The organism is Promicromonospora sp. Marseille-Q5078 (assembly GCF_050315395.1).
GTDB lineage: Bacteria > Actinomycetota > Actinomycetes > Actinomycetales > Cellulomonadaceae > Isoptericola.
Window position 1 is genome coordinate 3,658,592 of record NZ_JBNPQG010000001.1, and the last position, 22,657, is coordinate 3,681,248.

Sequence of the window (22,657 nt, forward strand, 5' to 3'; positions counted from 1 at the left end):
GACGCCCGCTTCGTCCTCGATCTCCGCACGAGCACCAGACCGTAACGGAACCGTGACCACGGGGGAAGCCCCGGGGTGCCCCGCTCGTCGCCCGGGCGCCTCACCAGGCGCCGTACACGCGCTCGGACGTGGCCGAGAGCGCCCGGCAGACGTCGTCCAGCGGGCGTCCGAGCACGTCGGCCATCGCGCGGACCGTGTGCGCCGCCACGTACGGCGCGTTCGGCTGCCCGCGGTACGGGTGCGGCGGCAGGTAGGGCGCGTCCGTCTCGACCAGCACCAGCTCGAGCGGCACCGCGCGCAGGGCGGCGCGCAGGTGGTCGTTCTTCGGGTACGTCACCGGCCCGGCGAACGACAGGAACCACCCGTGCTCGGCCGCCAGGGCGGCCATCTCCTCGTCGCCGGAGTAGCAGTGGAACACCGTGCGCTCCGGGGCGCCGTCGGCCAGCAGGACGTCGATCACCTGCGCGTGCGCGTCCCGGTCGTGGATCTGCAGCGCCAGCCCGAGCTCCTTGGCCAGCGCCACGTGCGCGCGGAACGCCTCGCGCTGCACCCGCTCGCCCTGCGGGCCGGTGCGGAACAGGTCCATGCCGGTCTCGCCGACCGCCCGCACGCGCGGCTGGGCGCGCGCGACCTCCGCGACGCGCGCGAGCGCGTCGTCGAGGGACGCGGCGTGATGGGCCGCCGGGTCCGGCTCCAGGCCGTCCGGGCCGACCTCGCGCACCCCCGCGTGCAGGACCGCCTCGTTGGGATGGATCGCGACGGCCGCGAGCACGCTCGCCCGTCGAGCCTGTCGGGACCCGGTCTCGACAGGTTCGACCAGCGGGTCGCGCAGCAGCTCCACCGTCCAGTCGATGCCCGGCAGGTCGCAGCCCACCTGCACGACCCGGTCGACCCCCGCCGCGGCGGCGCGGGCCAGGTGCTCGGCGACGCTCGGGGCGGCCGTGCCCTCCGGCAGGACGCCCGCGATCGCGTCGAGGTGCGTGTGGTTGTCGGCGACCGGGACGGGCAGGGGCTCGGGGTCCGCCGGGAACCCGCGCTCGCGCTTGCGCCCCACGGTCAGGCGTCGTCGGCGAGGCGCGGGAAGAGCGCCGCACCCTTGGTCACCGCGGTCCCGGCGGGCAGGACGCCGAACTGCGCCGCCCCCGCCACCGGCTGGGAGTCGAGCGACCCCAGCGCAGCCTCGGCCCCCAGCGCGTCCCAGAGCCCGTGCGCGGCCTTCGGCGTGACCGGGTTGAGCAGCACCGCGAGCGAGCGCAGCGCCTCCGCCGCCGTCACGAGCGACGTCGCGAGCCGCCCGCCGTCCACGCCGTGGCCGTCGTCGTCGGTCTCGCCCGGCGCCTTGGCGACCTTCCACGGCTCCGTCTCGGTGATGTACCCGTTGGTCGCGTCCACCAGCGACCACGCGGCGCCGACGGCGTCGTGGATGGCCAGCCGGTCGATCGCCGCCTCGGCGTCCGCCACGGCCTTCGCGGCGACGGCCTCGAGGTTCGCCTCGAGGTCGGTCGCCGGGCCGGGCTTCGGCAGCACGCCGCCGAAGTACTTGCCGATCATCGCGGCCGTGCGCGAGGCCAGGTTGCCGAACCCGTTGGCGAGCTCGCCGTTGTACCGCGCGACCATGTCCTCCCAGGAGAACGAGCCGTCGCCGCCGAAGGCGATGGTCCGCATGAAGTAGTAGCGGAAGGCGTCCGAGCCGAAGGTGTCGATGATGTCGCCCGGGGCGATGCCGGTGAGCCGCGACTTGCTCATCTTCTCGCCGCCCACGAGCAGCCAGCCGTGCGCGAACACGCGCTTCGGCAGCGGCAGCCCCGCGGCCATCAGCATGGCCGGCCAGATGACGGCGTGGAACCGCAGGATGTCCTTGCCGACCAGGTGGACGTCGGCCGGCCACGTCTGCGCGAACTTCTCGCGCGCCGCCTCGTCGTCCGCGCCGTAGCCGACGGCCGTGGCGTAGTTGAGCAGGGCGTCGAACCAGACGTACAGCACGTGCTTGTCGTCCCACGGGATCGGGATGCCCCAGTCGAACGTGGACCGCGAGATCGACAGGTCCTGCAGGCCCTGCTTGACGAACCCGATCACCTCGTTGCGGGCGCTGGCGGGCTGCACGAACTCGGGATGCTCCTCGTACAGCGCGAGGAGGCGGTCCGCGTAGGCGCTCATGCGGAAGAAGTAGTTCTCCTCCGCGAGCATCTCCACCGGCTTGAGGTGGATGGGGCACAGCTTCTGGCCCTCGTACTCACCCGTGCCGTCGACCAGGTCGCCCGGGAGCTTGTACTCCTCGCAGCCCACGCAGTAGGGACCCTCGTAGGAGCCGGCGTAGATCTCGCCCTTGTCGTGGAGGTCCTGCAGGAAGACCTGGACGGCGGACTCGTGCCGCTCCTGCGTGGTGCGGATGAAGTCGTCGTTGCGCACGTCGAGCGTCTGCAGCACCGGCTGCCACGCCGTGTCGACCAGGCGGTCCGCCCACTCCTGCGGGCTGACCCCGTTCGCCTCGGCGGTGCGCAGCACCTTCTCGCCGTGCTCGTCCGTGCCGGTGAGGAACCAGACGTCCTCCTGGCGCTGACGGTGCCAGCGGGTGACGACGTCGGCCGCGACCGTCGTGTACGCGTGCCCGATGTGAGGGGCGTCGTTGACGTAGTAGATCGGCGTCGTCAGGTAGAAGGTCTTCGCGGGCTCGGGCATGGTGCCCATCGTAGTTGCGACGCGGCGGCCTCCTCGGCCCGCGGGACGAGCCTGCGCTCAGGCCTTCTCGCGCAGCCGCTCGAGCTCTTCCTCGACGATCGAGTCGTCGAGCTTCGTGAACACGGGAGCGGGCTTCCCGATCGCGGCGCCCGCCGTCACGGGACGCGACTCCCACGAGGGGAAGCCGTAGTCGCCGGTGATGACGGGGTACTGCCGGGAGGCGTCGTCCAGGTCGGTGACCTCGTCGATGCGCGGCTGGGGCGCGAAGGTCCCGGTGCCGCCGATCGTCTCGTGCACCTGCTGCGCCGAGTGCGGCAGGAACGGGCTGAGCAGCGTGTTGCAGTCGCTCACGGCCTGCGTGACGGTGTGCAGCACGGTCGCCAGCCGGTCGGGGTCCGTCTTGAGCTTCCACGGCTCCGTCTCGGACACGTACCGGTTGACGTCGCCGACGACGCGCATGGCCTCGGCGATCGCCGCGCGCTGCCGGTTGGACCCGATGAGCCCGCCGATCGTGCCGAACGCCTCGCCGGTGGTCGCGAGGACGCCCCGGTCCACGTCGGCCGGCTCGCCCGGCGCCGGGATCTGCCCGAAGTTCTTGTGCACCATGCTCGCCGTGCGGTTCACGAGGTTGCCCCAGCCCGAGACCAGCTCGTCGTTCGTGCGGCGCAGGAAGCTGTCCCACGTGAAGTCGACGTCCTGGGTCTCCGGCCCGGCGGCCGCCACGTAGTACCGGAAGGCGTCGGGCTGGTAGCGGGCCAGCATGTCGCGCACGTAGATGACCACGCCGCGCGAGCTCGAGAACTTCTGCCCCTCGACGTTGAGGAACTCGCTGCTCACGACCTCCGTCGGCAGCTGCAGCTCGCCGTACGGGCCGGGCGCCCCACCCCTGGTCCCGCGGCCGTCGTACGCCAGCAGCTCCGCCGGCCAGATCTGCGAGTGGAACGTGATGTTGTCCTTGCCCATGAAGTAGAACGACCGCGCGTCGGGGTTCGTCCACCACTCGCGCCAGGCCTCGGGCTCGCCGGAGCGGCGCGCCCACTCGATCGACGCGGACAGGTAGCCGATGACGGCGTCGAACCACACGTACAGCCGCTTGGACGGGTTGTCCTCCCAGCCCTCGAGCGGCACCGGGATGCCCCAGTCGATGTCGCGCGTCATGGCGCGCGGGCGCACGTCGTCGAGCAGGTTGCGGCTGAAGTTCAGCACGTTGGGCCGCCACCCGTCGCGGGCGCCGAGCCAGGAGCTCAGCGCGTCGACGAACGCCGGCAGGTCGAGGAAGAAGTGGTTCGACTCGACGAACCTGGGCGACTCGCCGTTGATGCGGCTGCGCGGGTTCTTCAGGTCGATCGGGTCGAGCTGGTTGCCGCAGTTGTCGCACTGGTCGCCGCGCGCGCCGTCGTACCCGCAGATGGGGCAGGTGCCCTCGATGAAGCGGTCGGGCAGCGTGCGGCCGGTGGACGGTGAGATCGCGCCCATCGTGGTCTTCTCGACCATGTAGCCGTTCTTGTGCACCGTGCGGAACATCTCCTGCACGACGGCGTAGTGGTTGCGTGTCGTCGTGCGGGTGAACAGGTCGTACGACAGCCCGAGGGACGCGAGGTCCTCGACGATCACGCGGTTGTAGCGGTCCGCGAGCTGCTGGGGCGTGACGCCCTCCTGCTCCGCCTGCACGAGGATCGGCGTCCCGTGCTCGTCGGTGCCGGAGACCATCAGCACGTCGTGACCCGCCATCCGCATGTACCGGCTGAAGACGTCGGAGGGAACGCCGAAGCCGGCGACGTGGCCGATGTGCCGCGGGCCGTTGGCGTAGGGCCAGGCCACGGCGGAGAGGATGTGGGTCACGCCCGCGATTCTAGGGGCCGGGCGGCGGCGCTCCCGCCCCGTCCGGCGCCCCGGCCACGACCGCGTCAGCCGAGCGTGACCCGCACCAGCCGGTCGTCGCCGTCGCGCGGCGACCCGCGCCCGTCGGTGTTGTTGGTCAGCACCCACAGCCCGTCGGCGTCGCCTCCCCCGGTCACGACCGGCGCCACGTTCCGCAGGCGCCCCAGCTCCTCGGCGAGGAGCGGCTGCGGCTCGCCGAGCGCGCGCACGCTGCCGTCGGCGTCGACGCGGTCGCCCTCGGTCGCCCCGGAGGCGGTGCTGCCGAACGGCACCCGCCACAGCCGCTCGCCGCGCAGCCCGGCGAGGTACACGGCGTCGTCGGTCACGGCCAGGCCCGACGGCGACGCCTCGGAGGTGGACCACCACGCCACCGGCGCGACCGTGCCGTCGCCCGCGCCGTCCGGCCCCTCGACGTCCGGCCAGCCGTAGTTGCCGCCCGGCTCGATCTCGTTGAGCTCGTCCCAGGTGTTCTGCCCGAACTCGCTCGCGAGCATCCGGCCCGAGGCGTCCCAGCCCAGGCCCTGCACGTTGCGGTGCCCGGACGTCCAGACCGGGGACGCCGGGTCGGGATTGCCGGGGGCCGGGTCGCCGTCGGTCGTGACGCGCAGGATCTTGCCGCCCAGCGACGCCGGGTCCTGGGACTGCTGCCCGTCGCCCGCGTCCCCCGTGCCGACGTAGAGGTGGCCGTCCGGCCCGAACGCCAGCGCGCCGCCGTCGTGGTGCCCGGCGCGGGGGATGCCGTCGAGGATCGTCGTGAGCTCGCCGAGCACCCAGCCGTCCGCACCGCCGCCGTCCAGCGTGCCGCGCAGCACGGCGTTGTCGTCCGCGCCCGTGCGGTAGACGAAGACGTCGCCCGACCCGGGGTCGCGGGCCACGCCCAGCAGCCCGCCCTCGCCGTCCGGCGTGGTCTCGGCCGCGAGCGTGTCCGCCCCGGGGCCCGTGACCTCGGCGGTCGTGCCGGCGTCGGGGTCGACGACGACCAGCCGGGCCGCGTCGCGCAGGCTGACCAGCAGCGCGCCGTCCGGCAGCGGCGCCAGGCCCCACGGGACGTCCAGGCCGTCGACGACCGTCTCGACCGTGGCCCCCGGCGTCGCGGCCGGCGACTCCTCGGTGGGGACCGCCGGGCTCCCCGTCGTGGCCGTGGGCGCCGGCGTCGCCGGCACGACCGGCGGCTCGCCGTCGTCCGACGTGGAGCAGCCGGCGAGGACGGCCAGCACGAGGGCCGCGGCCGCGGCCGCGCGGGGGACGAAGGCGTGGCGGGGATCGCGGTCCAGGGCCCCATCCTCCCGCCCCGCCCGCGCGCGTGTCGGTCGACGGGAGGTCGACCGACGGTCGGAGTTCTGGCACCCTGTGGTCAAGTCCGCACCAAGCCGGAGGTACTGATGCACATCGTCCGCACCATCTCGACCTGGTTCCGACGCCGGGAGCACGAGGCCGAGCGCGAACGCCACAGCGACCTGTCCGCCCTCCCGCCCGCCCCGGACGGCGCCCGCCCGGCCGCCGGCACGATGGGCGTCCAGCCGCTCCGCCCGCCCGCGGTCGGCGGCTTCGGCTCCTTCTGACCGCCCGCCGACCGGCCTCGGTCGACCGGCCTCAGCCGACCGGGCGCAGGTGGACGTCGTCGGGCAGCGGCAGTCCGAAGCCGGGGGCGTCGCCGAGGCGGAGCACCCCGTCGCGGGGCAGCAGCAGCGCCGGGTCGACGCCCGCCACCTCGCCCGGCACGCCCTCGACCACCTCGACGTTGCCGAGGCCGGCGGCGAGGTGCGCGGCGTACCGCGTCTTGAGCGGGCGGCCCCACGCGTGCGGCGAGGCGTGCACGCCCGCCTCCACGAGCCGGGGCATGAGGCCGCGCCAGGCGGTCAGCCCGTACGACATGACGTCCATGAGCAGCACGTCGATCGACCCGGCGGCGGCGACCGGCAGGAGGGCGTCGACGTCGGGGCTCGTCTCGCCCTCGGCGATGCGCGTGGCCGGGGAGCGGGCGTCGAGCCAGGCCCGCAGGGCCTTGAGGTCGACCGGGTCGTCGAGGAAGGGCTCCTCGACCCAGTAGAGGCTGACGTCGACGACGGCGTCGAGGTAGGCGAGGAAGCCGTCGACGTCGTAGCCGTCGTTGGCGTCGACGAGGATCCGGGCGTCGGGGAGCGCGTCCCGCACCGCTCGCGTGACCTCGACGTCGCGCGCGTCGCCCGCGGCCCGGTCCATCCACCGGTTGCCGCGGCCGATCTTGAGCTTGAAGTCCCGGAAGCCGAGGGCGGCGTCCGCCCGGCACTCCTCGACCAGCAGGTCGACGCCGCGCGGCGCCTCCTGCGGGTCGAGGTCGTCGAAGTAGATCGCGCCGTCGTAGACCTCGACGTCGGTCGTGCCGCGCCCGCCGAGGAGGGCGTGCACCGGGGCGTCGTGCACGACGCCGAGGAGGTCGTGCAGCGCGACGTCGAGCCAGCGGTCGGCGGGGTCGACCACGCCCACGGCGGGGTCGGCCAGCTCGGAGAGCACGCGGCCCTCCACCCGGGAGACGTCGCCGGGCGGGCCCTCCACCAGCCCCCAGCCGGTGCGGCCGTCGTCGGTGACGAGGACGGCGACGTCCGACCCGGGCCCGTCGCCGTGGCTGCCGAGCCGGGCGTTGCGCCCGACGGTGCGGGGGTAGCGGGTCCCGAGGCGGGCGAGGCGGACGGAGCTGATGCGGGGGTCTGCAGAGGTCATGAGGCCCTTCCGGAGATCGGCGGTCGGTCTCGTGTCGATGGACGGGAACGCTAGCGGACCGTGCCGTGAACGGGCGGTGGCAGAGTGGTCGCATGACCTCCAGCGCGACCCCCGCGGGAGCCCCGGCCCGCGCCTTGATCGTCGTCGACGTCCAGCCGACCTTCTGCGAGGGCGGCGAGCTCGCCGTCGACGGCGGGAACCAGGTCGCCGAGGACGTCGCGGCCTACGCCGCCGCCCACCGCGACCGGTACGAGATCGTCGTGACCACGCAGGACTGGCACGTCGACCCGGGCGACCACTTCAGCGACCACCCCGACTTCGTCGACTCGTGGCCCCCGCACGGCATCGCCGGGACCCCGAACGCCGAGCTGCACCCCGCTCTGTCCGACCTGCAGCCCGACGTGTCGGTGAAAAAGGGCCAGTACGCGCACGGCTATTCCGGCTTCGAGGGCATCGACGGCGACGGCCGCACCCTGGAGCAGGCCCTGCGCGACGCCCGCGTCGAGGCGGTCGACGTCGTCGGCCTGGTCGAGTCGCACTGCGTCAAGCGGACCGCCCTCGACGCCGTCGGTCTCGGCCTCGACACCCGCGTGCTCACCGACCTCACCATCCCGGTCAGCCCCGAGCAGGGCGAGCAGGCCCGCGCGGAGCTCGCCGCAGCCGGCGTGGAGCTCGCCCCCTCCACCGCGAGATAGAGAACCCGGCCCGCGAGATAGAGAGGGGGCGGACCGCCATCAGCGGTCCGCCCCCCTCTCTATCTCGCGGGCCGGGTTCTCTATCTCGCGGGCCGGGTTCTCTATCTCGCGGCGAGGGCCGCGGCGTAGAGGTCGCGCTTGGGCACCCCGGCGGCGGTGGCGACGTCGGCGACGACGGTCTTGAGCCGCTCCCCCGCCTCGACCCGCGCCAGCACCTCGGGCACGAGGTCCTCGACGCTGGGCGCCGCGCCGGCCGGGGCCCCGCCGACGACGACGCAGATCTCGCCGCGCAGACCGTCGCCGTCGGCGGCTCGGGCGTCGGCCTCGGCGACCACGTCGGTCAGCGCGCCGCGCAGCACCTCCTCGTACGTCTTGGTCAGCTCGCGGCAGACGGCGGCCGGCCGGTCGGCGCCGAACGCGTCCGCCATCGCGCGCAGCGTCTCCGCGATGCGGTGCGGCGCCTCGAAGAAGACCATCGTGCGGTGCTCGGCGGCGAGCGCCCCCAGCCAGCGCGACCGGTCGCCCGTCTTGCGCGGCACGAACCCCTCGAACGTGAACCGGTCGGTGGGCAGCCCCGACAGCGCGAGCGCGGTCAGCACCGCGGACGGGCCGGGCGCCGCGGTCACGCGCACCCCCCGCTCGACGGCGCGGGCCACCACGCGGTAGCCCGGGTCGGACACGGCCGGCATGCCCGCGTCCGACACCACGACGACGGTGCCGCCGTCGGCGACGACGTCCAGCAGCTCGTCGGCGCGGGCCACCTCGTTGTGCTCGTGGAACGACGTGACCCGGCCCTGCACGGTCACGCCCAGGCGCGCGGCGAGGGCGTGCAGCCTGCGGGTGTCCTCGGCGGCGACGACGTCGGCCTCGGCGAGCAGCCGGCGCAGCCGCGGCGACGCGTCCTCGGCGTTCCCGATGGGCGTGGCGGCGAGCACGACCGCCCCGGCCTCCGCGGTCGGGACGGTGCGGGGCGCGGCGGACGGCTCGGAGGTCATGGTGACCAGCGTCCCACGCCCCTACGATGACCCGGTGACCGCCCCCGACGCCGACGCCTCCACCACCGGCGATCCCGCGCTCGCGGGCACGCCGTCGACCCGCGCCCGCCACCTCGCGGTCGACGACCCGTACGCCGTGGACGAGGCGTCCGATCCGGAGGGGCCGCGCGCGGACGACGCGGGAGCCGAGCCCGCCGCCCCGCCGCCGTCGCCGTTCGCGAGCGCCCCCGCGCCGGCGTTCCACCCGACGCCCGAGGAGGCCGACGGCCGCTCGACCCAGGCGCGGCTGCTGGAGCGTCTGCTGGGGGCCCGGCGGATGCGTCTCGACCTGCGCCGCCGCGACCGGTTCTGGGGCTGGTTCGGCACGCTGGCGGTGACGCTGCTGGCGGCGGTCGCACGGCTGTGGCACCTGGGCCAGCCGCACCAGCTCGTGTTCGACGAGACGTACTACGTCAAGGACGCCTTCACGCTGGGCCGGCTGGGCTTCGAGGCGCAGTGGCCGGACGAGCCGAACCCGGCGTTCGAGGCCGGCGACGTGCTCACCTACCTCGACAAGGCCGCGTACGTCGTCCACCCGCCGATCGGCAAGTGGATGATCTGGCTCGGCATGGACGCGGGCGGCGGCGCGACCAGCTCCTTCGCGTGGCGGCTGTCCAGCGCGATCATCGGGATCCTCGCCGTGTTCCTGCTGGTGCGGATCGCGCGGCGGCTGTTCGCGTCGTCGGCCATGGGGATCGTGGCCGGGCTGCTGCTCGCCGTCGACGGCGAGGCCATCGTGCACTCGCGCACGGCGCTGCTGGACCAGTTCCTCATGTTCTGGGTGCTGGTCGCGTTCGGCTGCCTGGTGATGGACCGCGAGCAGGCGCGACGACGGCTCGCGGGCCGGGTCGCCGAGATCGTCGACGCGGGCGGCACCGTGCTGCGCTACGGCCCGCGGCTCGGCTTCCGCTGGTGGCGGCTGGCCGCGGGAGTCAGCCTCGGGCTGGCGTGCGGCACCAAGTGGTCGGGGCTGTGGTTCGTCGCCGTCTTCGGCATCCTCACCGTCCTGTGGGACCTGGCCGCGCGCCGGGCCGCCGGGGTCGGCCGCTGGTGGGAGGACTCGCTGGTCGTCGACGCCGTGCCCGCGTTCCTCGCGATCGTGCCCACCGCCGTGGTGGTGTACGTCGCGTCCTGGTGGTCGTGGTTCGCGAACCAGGGCGCCTACCTGCGGCAGTGGGCCGCCGAGAATCCCGGCGAGGGCGTCACCTGGCTGCCGGACTCGCTGCGCAGCCTCGTCGAGTACCACCGGCAGATGTGGGACTTCCACACCGGGCTGTCCTCCGACCACCCCTACGCGTCCCACCCGCTGGGCTGGATCGTGCAGTGGCGGCCCACGTCGTTCTTCTGGGAGAAGGAGGCGCCCGGCCAGGGCACCTGCCCCGCCGACGCCGCGGACGCGTGCGCCCGAGCCGTCACGTCGCTGGGCAACCCGCTGCTGTGGCTGCTCGCCGCGTTCGCGATCGTCGCGACGATCTGGCTGGGTATCAGGTTCCGCGACTGGCGTGCCCTCGCCGTGCTCAGCGGCACGGCGGCCGGCTGGCTCCCGTGGTTCGCGTACGCCCCGCCGTTCAGCGACCGGACGATCTTCACGTTCTACACGATCGCCTTCACGCCCTGGGTGGTGCTGACGCTCGTCTACCCGATGGTGGTCGCGCTCGAACGCACCGAGGGGCGACGTCGCGCCCGCGCCCGCGTGGTCGCGGCGATCATCGCCGTCCTGGTCGTGATCCTGGCCGTGTCGGTCGTCTTCTACCCGCTGTGGACGGGCACGCAGGTGCCGTACCCGTACTGGCAGTCGGTCATGCGCCTCGAGTCCTGGATCTGATCCCCCTGCTGGTTGAGCTTGTCGAGACCGCGGGTCCGGTTTCGACAGGCTCAACCAGCGGATCTCGACAGGCTCGACCAGCGGGTGTCACCAGTCGACCTGGGGCGTCGGGTGGAAGGCCCAGCCGCCGTCGCGCCAGGCCGGCGCCTGCGCGGCGACGCGGGCGCGGAAGGCGTCCCAGTCCTTGCGCTCCGGCGCGGTCCAGGCGACCTCGGCGACGGCGCCCAGGCGCGGGAGCAGCATCGAGAACAGCTCGTCGCGGGTGGTGATCGTCTCGGTCCAGACGGCGGCCTCGACCCCCTCGACGGCGTCGGCGGGCAGGCCGTCGATGACGGTGGTCGGGTCCCACTCGTACGAGTCGCGCAGCTCGACGTACCCCGCCCAGTGCAGCCCCAGCGGGTGCTCGGGCACGTACTGCATGTCGAGGTAGGCGTGGTTGCCGGGCGACATGACGAACCGCGCGCCCGCGTGCGCCGCGGCGACGAAGCGGTCGAACTCCTCGCCCTTGGGCTCCCAGTACTGCAGCAGCGTGCCGGGTTCCACGGGGCCGCGGGCGCCCTCCTGCCAGAAGATCGGCGTCTTGCCCTGCTCGCGCACGATCCGGCCGGCGAGCTCGACGAACTTCGCGAACTCCTCGACCTCCATCGTGTGCACCTCGTCGCCGCCCACGTGCACCCACTCGCCGCGCGTCATCCCGGCGATGTCACCGATGACGTCGCGCAGGAACGGCTCGGTGGCGGGGTTGTCGAACCACAGGCGGGAGAAGCCGACCTCGATGCCCTCGTAGGGCTCGGTGGTCAGGCCGTCGTGGGTCAGGGCGCCGTAGACCTGCGTCGCGGCGTTGATGTGACCGGGCATGTCGAACTCCGGCACGATCGTCACGAACCGCGCGGCCGCGTACTCCTGCAGCTCGCGGTAGTCGTCGACGGTGAGGAAGCCGGCGGTGCCGCCGCCCACCTGGCTGTCGGAGGCCTTCTCCAGCTCGGGGCGGGATGGCACCTCGATGCGCCAGCCCTGGTCGTCGGTGAGGTGCAGGTGCAGCACCCGCAGCTTGAACGCGGCGACGAGGTCGACGACGGCGCGGATGTCGTCGGGGCCGAACCAGTGCCGCACGACGTCGAACGACAGCCCCCGCCAGCGGTACCGCGGCGCGTCGTGCACGACGACGGCCGGCACCGCGCGCGGGCCGCCGCCCTCCGTGTCCGCGGCGGGGACGAGCTGGCGCAGGGTGCGGACGGCGTGCAACAGGCCGATCGGCTCCGGCGCGGCGGCCTCGACGCCGGCGGTCGTGACGCGCAAGGTGTACCGCTCGGGGTTGTCGGAGCCCACCGGGCCGGCGGCGTCGTCGAGACGCAGCACCACCGGGGTCGCGCCCTCGTCGCCCGTCGCGGCCACGCGGACGCCGGACGCCTCGAGCTGCTCGGCGGCGAGCGCCGCGAGGGAGTCGTCGGGCGCGACGACGTAGGCGGCGTCCAGGGCGAGGGGCGACGCGTCCTGCCCGTCGACGACGGTGGGCCACGGGATCAGGGGCAGCACGGCGATCAGTCTCCTGGGTCGGGACAGGGGTCGGGACAGCGACAGAACAGGTCGGACACGGGCCCGACGGAGAAACGTTAACGATCCTGCCGAATCCGCCCGACCGGTGTCAACGACGCCGGCGCCGGCCCTCAGGACGTGGCGATCACCACCGGCGCCGGGTCGGTCGGCACGAGAGAGGACGCGACCCCGGACGGCGGCCCCGACCAGCCCAGGTGCAGGCCCTCCGGGGCGTCGGCGCTCACCTGGTTCCAGACCCACTCCCCCGTGGTGACACCGCCCGTCCGGTCGGCGACGAGCACCGTCTCCACCTGGGGCACCGAGCGCAGCCGTGCCCGGTCGGCCACCGACTCGGGCCGCGTCTGGTGCACGACCAGCAGGCTCGGCGGCAGTCCCTCGCGCGACGCCAGGTCGGCGAGGTATGCCGTCACGCCGTCCACCTCGGCGGCGGCCATCTCGTGGGACGTCGTGGTCACACCGTCGCCCACCCGCGACTCGGGGTGCAGGGCGACGCCGACGCCGGGGTTCCGCAGCAACGGCTCGGCCGCCCGCACCTGGTCCACCACCGGCCCCGGGCCCGCGCCGACGTCGAGCAGCACGTACACCCCGGCGTCGCGCGCCGCGGCGACCAACGGCCGCAGGGCGTCCACGTCCTGCCGGGTCACCCAGTCGCCGTCCTCGCCGGGGCCGCTCTCCGTGGCGCTCGCGGGGAGCACGAGCGTCGGCACCACCGGACCCGCCGCCCCGTCGTCGGTGCCCCCGTCCGCGCCGTCGTCGGCCGGTGCGTACGCCGCGGCTGCGGCCTGGGCGCGGGCCACGGCGGTGGCCGGGTCGTCCCAGACCGACGCGTCGACGGTGACGTACCGCGCGGGGAGCAGGTGCTGGGAGCGGGTGGGGAGCAGGGCGGCCCGCTCCGCGGCCGCGACGCGCCACGCGAAGGTCGCCGGGTCGCCGAACGACCGGCCCACCCCGACGACGGTGAGCGCCTGCGCCCGGTCGACCGTCTGCACGGCGCGCCGGGTGCCCAGGTCGCCGCCGGGCACCTCGGTCGTCACGGCGCCCGCCGCGCGCAGGGAGGCGATCGCGGCCTCCTGCCCGTCCTCCGGGTCGACGAGCGCGAGGACCTCGCGCAGCAGCTGCGGCTCGTCCCGGCCGGTCTCGCCGCTCCCGTCCGCGGAGGCCGACGCCGTCGGTCCGTCGCCGAGCAGCGCGTCGAGCCGGGCCGAGAGGTCCTCCAGGTCGTCGTCCTCGAGCATCCCCTCGGCGCCGTGCTCGCCCTCGACCAGGTCCGGCGAGACCTCGACGGCCTGCACGCCGGCCGCGTCCGCGGCGCGTCGCGACGCCTCGCCCGGTGCGGCGTCGCCTTCCCCGTCGGAGGCCTCGTCGACCTCGTCGCCCGTGACCACCACCGCGGCGCGCGCGCCGAGCCGCTCCATCTCCTCGGTGAGGCCGGAGCCGGAGGTGTCCGCGTCGGCCAGCAGCGCGGGGGCGTGCACCGCCTCCGCCGTGGCGGCGAGCGCCGGGCGCGCCGCCTCGTCGTCGGCGTCCGCAAGCACCACGACCTCCGAGCGGGCATAGACCGTCTGGCTCGTGGTCAGCGCCAGCTCCACGGGATCGGCCGAGTCCAGCAGCACCGTGTGCGTCGACAGGTCGTTCACCGCGACCGCGGGCGCCCCGGTGGACGGGGCCGAGCCCTGCTCGGGCGAGGACCCCGCACAGCCGGAGAGTGCGAGGGCACCGGTGAGGACGACGGCGGGCAGGACGAATCGGACGTTCCGGAGGGGCACGCCCCTCATCTTTGCGCATCCCCCGTGTCCGGGTCGACGCCCTCCGTCACGACCTCGTGAACATTCCGCACCAGGTCGCGGGAAGATCGGGGGATGCCGAGCGACCTCCTCATGCGCATCCACAGCCCCGAGTTCCAGGCCATGTCGGAGCGCGTGCTGCGCGCCACCGAGCTCACCTCGCGCCTCAACGTGCTGCCCTTCGACGACGAGGCGGGCAAGGCGGCGCTCTTCGAGCAGATCCTGGGTCGCCCGCTGCCCCCGCGCGTGACGATCTACCCGCCCTTCTACACGGACCACGGGCTGAACCTCGACCTCGCCGAGCGGGTGTTCGTCAACCAGGGCTGCACGTTCCTGGACTACGCGGGCATCCGGCTGGCCGAGCGCGTCATGGTCGCGCCGAAGGTCACCTTCATCACGGTGGGCCACCCGGTCGACACCGACGACCGCAAGGTGTGGCTGACCGGCGGGCCGATCGACGTGGCGGAGAACGTGTGGATCGGCGCCGGCGCGACCATCCTGCCCGGCGTGACCATCGGGAGGGACTCCGTCGTCGCCGCCGGGTCGGTCGTGACCGAGGACGTGCCGCCCCGGAGCCTCGTCACCGGCACCAGCGCCACCGTGCGCCGCACCTGGTGACAGGCCCCGGACACGACGAAGGCCGCCGCACCAGGTGCGGCGGCCTTCGGCCATCGGGTGGAGCTAGGGGGATTCGAACCCCCGACCTTCTCATTGCGAACGAGACGCGCTACCAACTGCGCCATAGCCCCGAGAGCGGTGCCAACATTAGCACCCCGTCGGGGCAGGTCGGCAAATCGGCTCAGCCTGCCGCGCGACGCCGCGCGAGGATCTCGTCGAGCGGCAGCCCGAGCGTCTCGGTGCGCGGACGGGGCTCGTCTCCCGCCGTCGGACCGGCGGCCGTTCCCGCGGCCGACGACTCCTGACGACGCGCGTCCGCGCCGCCCGCCGGCGTCGCCGTGGGCCCGAGCGTGGCCCGCATCGTCGCGGCGAGCGCGGCGCTGCGGACCGGGTCGGCGGCGGGCAGCGCGCGGCCGGCCGACGCCCCGGGGATCGGGCGCGGCTCACGGCGCGGCGCGGTCGGCTTCGTGACGTACGTCGGCAGCGGCACGGGCACCGGCTCCCACGGCTCGCTCCCGACGGGCGGCGGGCCCGCGACCGGACCGGGACCCGGGTCGACCAGCACGACGGGCTCGGGCTCAGGCACCGGCTCGTCCGCACCCACGTCGAAGACCTGCCGGCCCGACGCCGCCCGGTCGACGGAGACGACGGCGACCGGCTCGGGCTCCGCGCTCTCGTCGCCGCGCGCGCCGTCCGCGGGGACGGTCACGCGGGACGTCGTGGTGGGCTCCGAGGGACGCGGCGCGCGCTGCGCCGGTCGGGCCGGCGCGGGCCGGTCGGACGTCGTCGGCACGGACACCCGAGGGATCATCTGGGTGTGCGTCGTCGAGGGGCGCACGGCGTGGCCGGTGACCCGGGCCCGGTTGCGCGGGGCGTGCGGGCCGCCGTTCGCCAGGGCGCGCGCCTCCGTCGCCTGCCGCTGCGCCGCCTTGCGCTCCGCCGCCCAGCGCGCGTCGGTGCGACGCGCCTGCAGCACGGCGACCCGGCCGAGCACGAGCACGGCGAGCAGCAGGGCGGACGGGACGGCACCGGCGTACCAGCTCACGAGGCCCAGCGCGACGACGACCCACCCGGCCGCGGTCGCGAGCAGCAGCAGCACGGTGAGCAGCAGCCGGCGGCGCGCCCGCGCCGCGCGCAGCTCGAGCAGGGCGAGGCGGGACTCCCGGGGCCGGTCGGCCGCGGGACTCTCGGCGCGCGGAGCCGTCAGGGCTCGCGACGCACTCCTGTCGTCGTCCAGACCCATCGGCCTCTCCCCTCCTCCGCCGTCGGACGTCGTGCCGGGCACCAGCAGCGGCACCGCGCCGCCGGTCGGGGTCGACACCCCGCGGGCACCGCCCGCCTCCGCCACCGCCAGCACCCGGAGACCGCCGGAGAACCTGTCGTCCATCCGGGACTCGAGCAGCTGCTGACGGTGCCGCAGCCGGTGCGGCACCCAGAAGCCCAGCCACAGGACGAACAGCGCGAGCACCGCGAGTCCTGCCGCCGACGTTTCCACGTCACGACGGTAGGGGACGGTGCGACACCACGGACGCACGCCGTCGCGGCGTGTCCGTTGTCAGCCCTGGTGGGAACCGTCGTCGGGACCGGTCGCGAGCCGGTCAGCCGTCCTCGCGGACCCGCTGCCAGCGGGCGAGGAGGCCCTCGGGGACGTCCTCGGACGTGAGCGCGAAGGTGCGGTGGTCGCGCCAGCTGCCCTGGATGTGCAGGTAGCGCTCGCGCACGCCCTCGTCGCGGAAGCCGAGCTTCGCGACCACGCGCAGGCTGGGCGCGTTCTCGGGGCGGATGTTGATCTCGAGCCGGTGCAGCCCGAGGACGACGAGGCAGTAGTCGCCCGCCATGGCGACGGCCGTGGGGATGACGCCCCGGCCCGCGACGTCCTGCGACACCCAGTACCCGATGCTCGCGGAGCAGAGCGAGCCGTAGACGATCTGGGAGACGGTCAGCTGCCCGACCAGCGCCCCGTCGAGCTCGACGGCGAACGGCAGCGTGGTGCCCGCGCGCGCCTGCGCGGACAGGGCGCGGAGGTAGTCGCCGAACGTCGCCGCGGCGGGCCGCTCCCCCGGCGAGGTGGCCTCCCACGGCTCGAGCCAGCCCGCGTTCCGGGCCCGCAGCCGCAGCCACTCGGGCCCGTCCTTGCGGCGCAGCGGGCGCAGCACGACGGCGCCCGCGGGACCGTCCTCGCGCAGCGTCACCGGCCACGGGCGGGCCACGGCCCATCCCCGGGCGTGCTTGTGGGTCATGCCACCTCGTTCCGTCCCGACGCTCCGGCCCGCGCCTCGTGGCCAAGCCGTTCTCGGCGTCACCGGCGCGCGCCGGGACTCCCGCAACGGGACCCTGCCACAATGGCCCCATGCACGGCGACCGCAACGGATCGAGAGCCCACCAGCCGTACCCCGTCGTCGCCGGGATGGAGGTCGCGGACGCCAAGGAAGAGCTCCGCCGGGCCATCCGCGCCCATCGCGCCGAGCGGTCCCCCCGGCTCCGCGACGAGGCGGCGCACGCGTTCGCCGAGGTGCTCGCCACCGTCCCCGCCGTCCGCGACGCGCGGGTGGTCGCCACCTACGTCTCCCGCCCCACCGAACCCGGCACCCGCGTGCTGCTGGAGCAGCTCGCGGAGCGCGGCACACGCGTGCTGCTGCCCGTGCTCGGCGCCGGGCTGGCGCGCGACTGGGCAGAGTACGCCGGCCCCGACGACCTGCTGGAGCGCGCGCCGGGACGCCCGCCGGAGCCCGGCGGGCCCGCCCTCGGCCCCGACGCGATCACGCTGGCGGACGTCGTCGTCGCGCCCGCCCTCGCCGTCGACGACCGCGGCGTGCGGCTCGGCCAGGGCGGCGGGTGGTACGACCGCTCCCTGAAGATCCGTCGCCCCGGTGTGCCCGTCGTCGCGCTCGTCTTCCCCGAGGAGCTCTACGACTCGGCCGAGCACCCGCTGCCCACCGCGGACCACGACGTGCCCGTGCACGCCGTGGTCACCCCCGAGGGCTGGCAGGAGCTGCCCGCCGCCCGCGAGGGCTGAGCGCCCTCGCCTTCAGGGCACCAGCGTCGCGCGCGTCGTCGCCGCCTCCTCGACGGCGTCGCGGGAGAACGGCCACGCGAAGGTCTCCCCCGCGGCCCACTCGTCGAGCTGGTCGTCGTAGTGCGACGACGCGGGGTGGCCGGACGTGCCTGTCGCCGTGACCCACGTCGACGCGTCGAGGTCCGCCATGTCCACGACCATCCGCATGGAGGGCCCGGTCGTGACCGCGAAGCTGCCGGTGCCGGCGTCCCACCCCGTCGCGTTGACGATGGACGACCCGCCGGGCATGCGCACGGGCTCCGGGTTGACCAGGTCGCGCACCAGCGACGGCACGTCGGCGCCGCCCAGCACCGGGTGCTCGAGCCGCAGCGTGTGCAGCGTGCCCCAGTCCCAGTCGGTCGGCTCCTTCGACAGCTCCACCGTGAGGTCGCGACGCGCGCTGATCAGTGCGCGCGTGAGGATCTCGTCGCGGGACTCGACGACGTTCGCGGTGGTGCGGTCGTCCCAGAACGCGTCGTCCGAGCGGTCGAGCATCGACTTCACCACCAGCAGCCACTGCGAGCCGCCGTCGGGGCGCATGCTGGGAGGCAGGTCGTCCCAGAACGTCTCCTGCAGGAGGTTGCGCCACACGGCCGCGAAGTACGCGGCCGCCGGCGAGTCGGCGTCCATCCGGTAGTCCCAGTCGGCCAGCAGCTGCTGACCCTCGGCGCCGAAGGAGTCGTCGACGTCGACGTCGAGCAGCGCGGGCACGAGCGCCTCCGCGAACGCCGACCAGTCGTCGTTCTGGATGCGGTTCATGTCCGCCGCGGTGAAGGGCCGGCCCGCCGCGATCTGCTCGGACAGCAGCGTGCGGATGCGCTCCGAGCGGTAGCCGTAGTCCCAGTCCTCCGCGAGGTACGGCCCGGAGCCGTCGCGCAGCACGGCCTGGTTCGCCGCGACGATGAACCCGTCCGCGGGGTCGAGCGCGCGCGGCATCTCGTCCGCGTCCACCCAGCCCTGCCAGTCGTAGCGAGGGTCCCACCCCGGCCGCGGCCACGTGCCGTCGGACGGCACCGGGCCACGCACCGTCGAGCGCACAGGGATGCGCCCCGGCGCCTGGTAACCGATGTGGCCGTCGGCGGTCGCGAACACGATGCTCTGCGCCGGCACCTCGAACTGCGCGGCCGCGGCCCGGACGTCGTCGGCGTCCTTCGCCGTGTCGAACGCGAAGACCGCGTCCGCGGTGCGGCCCGGCTGCAGCGCCGTCCACTGCAGCGCGACCTCGTACTCCCCGAACTCCGTGCCCTCCTGGGTGGGCGAGCCCACCACGTCCCCGACGTCGAGGACGTCCGAGACGATCGGCCCGTGCTCCGTGCTGCGCACCGTGAGGTCGACCGGGCTGCCGCCCGCGACCCGGATGGTCTCGGTGCGCACGTCGAGCGGCTCCCACTCCTCCGCGTCGGCGTCCTTGAGCCACGTGTCGCCGCGGACGCGCTCGATGAAGAAGTCGGTGACGTCGGCGCCCATGTTCGTCAGGCCCCACGACAGGTCGCCGTTGTGCCCGATGACGACGCCCGGGAAGCCGGCGAACGAGAAGCCCGCGACGTCGAACGGGCACTCGGCCGAGACCTCGTTGCAGTGCAGCCCCACCTGGGACCAGATGCCCGGCGCGGACAGCGCGAGGTGCGGGTCGTTGGCGAGCATCGGCTTGCCCGACGCCGTGTGGTCCCCCGACACGACCCAGGAGTTGGAGCCCGCCGCGTCGCCGCGGCCCACGAGGACCGGCACGGCCTCCAGCGCGCTCCGGGCGGAGCCGACGGCGGCGCCCAGGGCGTCGGTCGCGGCGCCGCCTCCCGTCGTGCGGCCCGTGAGCGCGGAGGTGACCTCGGCGTCGGTCGTGCTGTCCTCGTACGCCTGGTCGCCCTCGTCCGAGGCGTCGTCCGGCCGGTCGTTCGCCAGGTCGCGGTTGCGCAGGACCGGGCTGTTGCCGCTCTGCCCGTACGAGGGGAAGAGCTCGTCGACCAGGTCGGTCTCGCCGAGCGTGCTGTAGGACAGCGCGCGGTCGAGCTCGCTGTCGTAGTTGCCGCGCAGGTCCCAGGCCATCGCCTTGAGCCAGGCGAGCGAGTCCACCGGGTCCCAGGGCTCCGGCTCGTCGACGTCCACGCGCGCGCCCAGCACGGTGTACTCGACGCCGAGCTCCTCCGCGTCGCGGTTCTCGAGGTAGGCGTTGACGCCCTGCGCGTACGCCTGCAGGTAGGCGCGGGAGTCGTCGGAGATGAGGTGCCACTCCTGCTCCGCCACGCGGCGCCACCCGAAGGTGCGCGTCACCTTGTCCGCCTCGATCGCTGCGGGGACGTCGCCGACCAGCTCGGCCAGGCGGCCGGCGGTCACGTGCCGGCGGTAGTCCATCTCGAAGAAGCGGTCCTGCGCCTGCAGGTAGCCCTGGGCGCGGAACAGGTCCTCGGAGGTGTCCGCGTAGACCTGCGGCACGTCCTGCGCGTCGCGGCGCACGTCGACCGCGGACGTGAGGCCCGGCACCTGCTGCGAGCCGTCGTGGTCCGGCAGGGGCCGGCGCAGCGTGACGACGGTGAAGACGGTGGTGGCCACGATCGCCAGCACCAGGACCACGGCGACGCCGACGACCGCGCTGCGGAGCCGCGAGCGACGGGCCTGCCGCGGAGGCGTCTCCTCGGTCTCCGTCACGTCCGACGAGGGGTCGGGGTCGGGCGGGCTTCCGGGTGCTGCAGGGCTGGCGGTCGATGACACGCAGGCGAGACTACAGCCCGGCGTATGCTTGGCACTCGCATCACCTGAGTGCCAGCATCGCCCCGCCCCGGAGGGCGTGCCGGCGTCCGCCCCGAGGAGATCACGTGCCCACCTACGCGTACCGGTGTGCCGACTGCGGCCACGCCTTCGACGTCCACCAGTCGTTCACCGACGACTCGCTGACCGTCTGCCCCGAGTGCGGCGGACAGCTGCGCAAGCAGTACGGCTCGGTGGGTGTGACCTTCAAGGGTTCGGGCTTCTACCGCACCGACTCGCGGGCCGGGTCGGGCAAGAGCTCGAGCCCCTCCACGAGCTCCGTGTCGTCGAGCACGTCGGGCGGCGACTCCTCGTCGTCGAGCGGGTCGAGCGGCTCCAGCAGCTCGACCTCCGGCTCGTCGTCGTCCGGGTCGTCGACGTCGTCCTCGAGCTCCTCCAAGGCCGCGTCCTCCTGACCCCGGGCGGGCGCCGGACGGACGGCGCCGCGGCACCACCGGCCTCCGAGGCCGCCCCCAGCCGACGGCCGTCCACAGGTCTGCGCAGCGCACCCGGCGACGGAGCGCCGGCGGCCTAGCGTCGCCGCATGCCGCTGCCCGACTCCCCCGACCGCCCCTCCCTCCGACGCCGCCCGAGCGATCCGCCCGGCCCGCACGGGCCGGGTGCGCCCGCCCGACGCCGCTCGGCGCGCCGGCTGCGCTCGCTCCTGTGGCGCGCCCGATTCGTGCTCGCCGCGGCGTGCTGCGGGCTCGCCGCCGCGGCGGTGGTCCAGGCCCTCCGTCCGCCGCCCCCGCCCACCGTGGACGTCCTCGTCCCCGCGCACGCCCTGGCCGCCGGCGAGCCCGTGGCGGCCGACGACCTCACGACCGTCCGGGTGGCGGCTGCCCTCGCCCCCGAGGGGGTCGCGACCGACGTCGACGACGTGGTCGGGCGCGCGCCGGCCACCGCCCTGCCCGCCGGGCTCCCGCTCCGACGCGAGCTGCTGCCCGGCGGTGGCGTGGTGTCCCAGGCCCCGCGGGGCACCGTGGTCGTCCCGGTGCGGCTCGACGACACGGCGTCGGGGTGGCTGCAGCCCGGCGACCGGGTCGACCTGGTCGTCACGGGTGACGCCGCGCGTGCGGGCGCGACGAACGAGGACGGCGACGACGCGGGGCCCGACGCCTACCTCGCGCGGCGGGCCCTCGTGCTGCCGCGGCCCGCGGTCGAAGGGGGCGCGGCCGGCGGCGGCGGGCTCCTGGGCGGCGCGACGGCGTCGCCGGACGGCACCGACGTCACGCTCGTGGCGGTGTCCGAGGACGAGGCCCCCGGCGTCTCCGCAGCCTCCGGCTGGGGCACCGTCGGCGCGGTGCTGGTCCGGTGACGCGCCGCGCCAGGCGTTTGCAGCGGCTGAGTTCCCCCGAGAGAATCGGCGACCGTCAGTTCCACGCCGGGCCTGCCCGGCGGACGCGCACACCACAGGGGGAACCACGTGAAGAGCATGCTCGCGGGCTTCAAGGAATTCATCATGCGAGGGAGCGTCGTCGACCTCGCCGTCGGCATCATCATCGGCGGCGCGTTCACCGCCGTCGTGACGGCGATGGTGGACAACATCCTCAACCCGATCATCGGCGCGATCTTCGGCAAGCCCGACCTGACGGGCCTCTGGGACATCACCCTGCGCGGGCCGCACGACGGCATCGACGCCTCGGTGCTGTCGGTCGGCGGCTTCCTCAACGCCGTGCTCAACTTCCTCATCATCGCGGCCGCGCTGTACTTCGCCATCGTGATGCCGCTGAACAAGCTCGCCGAGCGCCGTGCCCGCGGCCAGGAGCAGGAGCCGGAGCCCCTCGCCCAGGACACCGTCCTGCTGCAGGAGATCCGCGACCTGCTCGCCGCGCAGGCGGGCCGCCCCCAGCCCTGACCGGCGTGCGCGGCCGCGAGCGTCAGCGGCGGCCCCAGTGCGGCGGCACGTCCCGCATCAGCCGGTCGTCGTTGTCGTCGTGGCCGCCGCGGTCGTCGGCGGTCTCACCCGGCACCGTCTCCCGCTCGGTGCCCTGACGCACCACACGGCGGCGCGGCCGCCGGCGCGGCGGCGCCTCGTCGGACGGGGTGCCGGGCGCTGGGCGGTCCAGGTCGGAGGATTCGCTCAC

At 74.7% G+C, this 22,657-nt stretch carries 20 protein-coding genes, 1 tRNA gene and 1 pseudogene; 8 read left to right on the forward strand and 14 right to left on the reverse strand.

Annotation, left to right across the window (positions count from 1 at the left end; all coding sequences use genetic code 11):
* Window positions 1–100: 100 nt before the first annotated feature.
* The 4 genes from ACQFYA_RS16840 to ACQFYA_RS16855 form a co-directional block, all read right to left on the reverse strand.
* Complete coding sequence (locus ACQFYA_RS16840; protein WP_499126067.1) at window positions 101–1,054, reverse strand: TatD family hydrolase; 954 nt, start codon at window positions 1,052–1,054, stop codon at window positions 101–103.
* Window positions 1,055–1,056: 2 nt separating this feature from the next.
* Complete coding sequence (gene metG, locus ACQFYA_RS16845) at window positions 1,057–2,679, reverse strand: methionine--tRNA ligase (RefSeq protein WP_499126070.1); 1,623 nt, start codon at window positions 2,677–2,679, stop codon at window positions 1,057–1,059.
* A 57-nt stretch (window positions 2,680–2,736) separates the two neighbouring features.
* The gene (gene metG / locus ACQFYA_RS16850) at window positions 2,737–4,521 is read right to left on the reverse strand and encodes a methionine--tRNA ligase (RefSeq protein WP_499126073.1); all 1,785 of its coding nucleotides are present in this window, start codon (window positions 4,519–4,521) and stop codon (window positions 2,737–2,739) included.
* 65 nt (window positions 4,522–4,586) lie between these two features.
* Complete coding sequence (locus tag ACQFYA_RS16855; protein WP_499126077.1) at window positions 4,587–5,777, reverse strand: PQQ-dependent sugar dehydrogenase; 1,191 nt, start codon at window positions 5,775–5,777, stop codon at window positions 4,587–4,589.
* A gap of 165 nt (window positions 5,778–5,942) precedes the next feature.
* Here ACQFYA_RS16855 and ACQFYA_RS16860 point away from each other — a divergent pair, with 165 nt between their 5' ends.
* Window positions 5,943–6,122: a hypothetical protein gene (locus tag ACQFYA_RS16860; RefSeq protein WP_499126079.1), complete on the forward strand. Its 180-nt coding sequence runs from the start codon at window positions 5,943–5,945 to the stop codon at window positions 6,120–6,122.
* A gap of 31 nt (window positions 6,123–6,153) precedes the next feature.
* Here ACQFYA_RS16860 and ACQFYA_RS16865 read toward each other — a convergent pair whose 3' ends face one another.
* Window positions 6,154–7,260, reverse strand: a complete 1,107-nt coding sequence (locus ACQFYA_RS16865; RefSeq protein WP_499126082.1) for a mandelate racemase/muconate lactonizing enzyme family protein — start codon at window positions 7,258–7,260, stop codon at window positions 6,154–6,156.
* Window positions 7,261–7,352: 92 nt separating this feature from the next.
* Between ACQFYA_RS16865 and ACQFYA_RS16870 the strand changes: the two genes are divergently transcribed.
* Window positions 7,353–7,955, forward strand: coding sequence for an isochorismatase family protein (locus tag ACQFYA_RS16870; protein ID WP_499126085.1), 603 nt, complete (start codon window positions 7,353–7,355; stop codon window positions 7,953–7,955).
* Window positions 7,956–8,056: 101 nt separating this feature from the next.
* On the opposite strand, the gene rsmI is transcribed toward ACQFYA_RS16870, so the two are convergent.
* Window positions 8,057–8,950: a 16S rRNA (cytidine(1402)-2'-O)-methyltransferase gene (gene rsmI, locus ACQFYA_RS16875; RefSeq protein ID WP_499126088.1), complete on the reverse strand. Its 894-nt coding sequence runs from the start codon at window positions 8,948–8,950 to the stop codon at window positions 8,057–8,059.
* Window positions 8,951–8,984: 34 nt separating this feature from the next.
* On the opposite strand from rsmI, the gene ACQFYA_RS16880 reads away from it, so the two are divergent.
* Window positions 8,985–10,814 carry a dolichyl-phosphate-mannose--protein mannosyltransferase gene (locus ACQFYA_RS16880; protein WP_499126090.1) on the forward strand — a complete coding sequence of 610 codons (1,830 nt, stop codon included), beginning with the start codon at window positions 8,985–8,987 and terminating at the stop codon, window positions 10,812–10,814.
* Window positions 10,815–10,901: 87 nt separating this feature from the next.
* Here the strand turns inward: ACQFYA_RS16880 and ACQFYA_RS16885 are convergent, their stop codons facing one another.
* Together ACQFYA_RS16885 and ACQFYA_RS16890 are read right to left on the reverse strand one after the other, a co-directional pair.
* On the reverse strand, window positions 10,902–12,350 hold the full coding sequence (locus ACQFYA_RS16885) for a beta-N-acetylhexosaminidase (RefSeq protein ID WP_499126092.1): 1,449 nt from the start codon (window positions 12,348–12,350) through the stop codon (window positions 10,902–10,904).
* Window positions 12,351–12,481: 131 nt separating this feature from the next.
* Window positions 12,482–14,137 (reverse strand): hypothetical protein, encoded by a 1,656-nt coding sequence (locus ACQFYA_RS16890; protein ID WP_499126095.1) that lies wholly within the window; start codon window positions 14,135–14,137, stop codon window positions 12,482–12,484.
* A gap of 93 nt (window positions 14,138–14,230) precedes the next feature.
* On the opposite strand from ACQFYA_RS16890, the gene ACQFYA_RS16895 reads away from it, so the two are divergent.
* Entirely contained in the window at window positions 14,231–14,773 is a 543-nt protein-coding gene (locus ACQFYA_RS16895; protein WP_499126097.1) for a sugar O-acetyltransferase, read from the forward strand.
* Window positions 14,774–14,831: 58 nt separating this feature from the next.
* On the opposite strand, the gene ACQFYA_RS16900 is transcribed toward ACQFYA_RS16895, so the two are convergent.
* From ACQFYA_RS16900 to ACQFYA_RS16910, 3 genes are all read right to left on the reverse strand, one after another.
* Window positions 14,832–14,904 (reverse strand) — tRNA-Ala (locus ACQFYA_RS16900).
* Window positions 14,905–14,954: 50 nt separating this feature from the next.
* Complete coding sequence (locus tag ACQFYA_RS16905) at window positions 14,955–16,268, reverse strand: hypothetical protein (protein ID WP_499126099.1); 1,314 nt, start codon at window positions 16,266–16,268, stop codon at window positions 14,955–14,957.
* 103 nt (window positions 16,269–16,371) lie between these two features.
* A complete protein-coding gene (locus ACQFYA_RS16910; RefSeq protein ID WP_499126100.1) occupies window positions 16,372–17,013 on the reverse strand; it encodes a GNAT family N-acetyltransferase in 642 nt (213 codons plus the stop codon).
* A 110-nt stretch (window positions 17,014–17,123) separates the two neighbouring features.
* Between ACQFYA_RS16910 and ACQFYA_RS16915 the strand changes: the two genes are divergently transcribed.
* Window positions 17,124–17,789: a 5-formyltetrahydrofolate cyclo-ligase gene (locus ACQFYA_RS16915; protein WP_499126101.1), complete on the forward strand. Its 666-nt coding sequence runs from the start codon at window positions 17,124–17,126 to the stop codon at window positions 17,787–17,789.
* Between the two features lie 12 nt (window positions 17,790–17,801).
* Here the strand turns inward: ACQFYA_RS16915 and ACQFYA_RS16920 are convergent, their stop codons facing one another.
* Entirely contained in the window at window positions 17,802–20,471 is a 2,670-nt protein-coding gene (locus ACQFYA_RS16920; RefSeq protein ID WP_499126102.1) for a penicillin acylase family protein, read from the reverse strand.
* A 56-nt stretch (window positions 20,472–20,527) separates the two neighbouring features.
* Here ACQFYA_RS16920 and ACQFYA_RS16925 point away from each other — a divergent pair.
* Window positions 20,528–20,779 (forward strand): annotated as a pseudogene (locus ACQFYA_RS16925) (FmdB family zinc ribbon protein); the annotation flags it as partial.
* A gap of 14 nt (window positions 20,780–20,793) precedes the next feature.
* Here the strand turns inward: ACQFYA_RS16925 and ACQFYA_RS16930 are convergent.
* Window positions 20,794–20,970 (reverse strand): hypothetical protein, encoded by a 177-nt coding sequence (locus tag ACQFYA_RS16930; RefSeq protein WP_499127643.1) that lies wholly within the window; start codon window positions 20,968–20,970, stop codon window positions 20,794–20,796.
* Between the two features lie 144 nt (window positions 20,971–21,114).
* Between ACQFYA_RS16930 and ACQFYA_RS16935 the strand changes: the two genes are divergently transcribed.
* Both ACQFYA_RS16935 and mscL read left to right on the forward strand, forming a co-directional pair.
* Window positions 21,115–21,888: an SAF domain-containing protein gene (locus ACQFYA_RS16935; protein ID WP_499126104.1), complete on the forward strand. Its 774-nt coding sequence runs from the start codon at window positions 21,115–21,117 to the stop codon at window positions 21,886–21,888.
* 117 nt (window positions 21,889–22,005) lie between these two features.
* Complete coding sequence (gene mscL / locus ACQFYA_RS16940; RefSeq protein WP_499127581.1) at window positions 22,006–22,428, forward strand: large conductance mechanosensitive channel protein MscL; 423 nt, start codon at window positions 22,006–22,008, stop codon at window positions 22,426–22,428.
* Between the two features lie 22 nt (window positions 22,429–22,450).
* Here mscL and ACQFYA_RS16945 read toward each other — a convergent pair whose 3' ends face one another.
* Window positions 22,451–22,657, reverse strand: coding sequence for a hypothetical protein (locus ACQFYA_RS16945; RefSeq protein ID WP_499126105.1), 207 nt, complete (start codon window positions 22,655–22,657; stop codon window positions 22,451–22,453).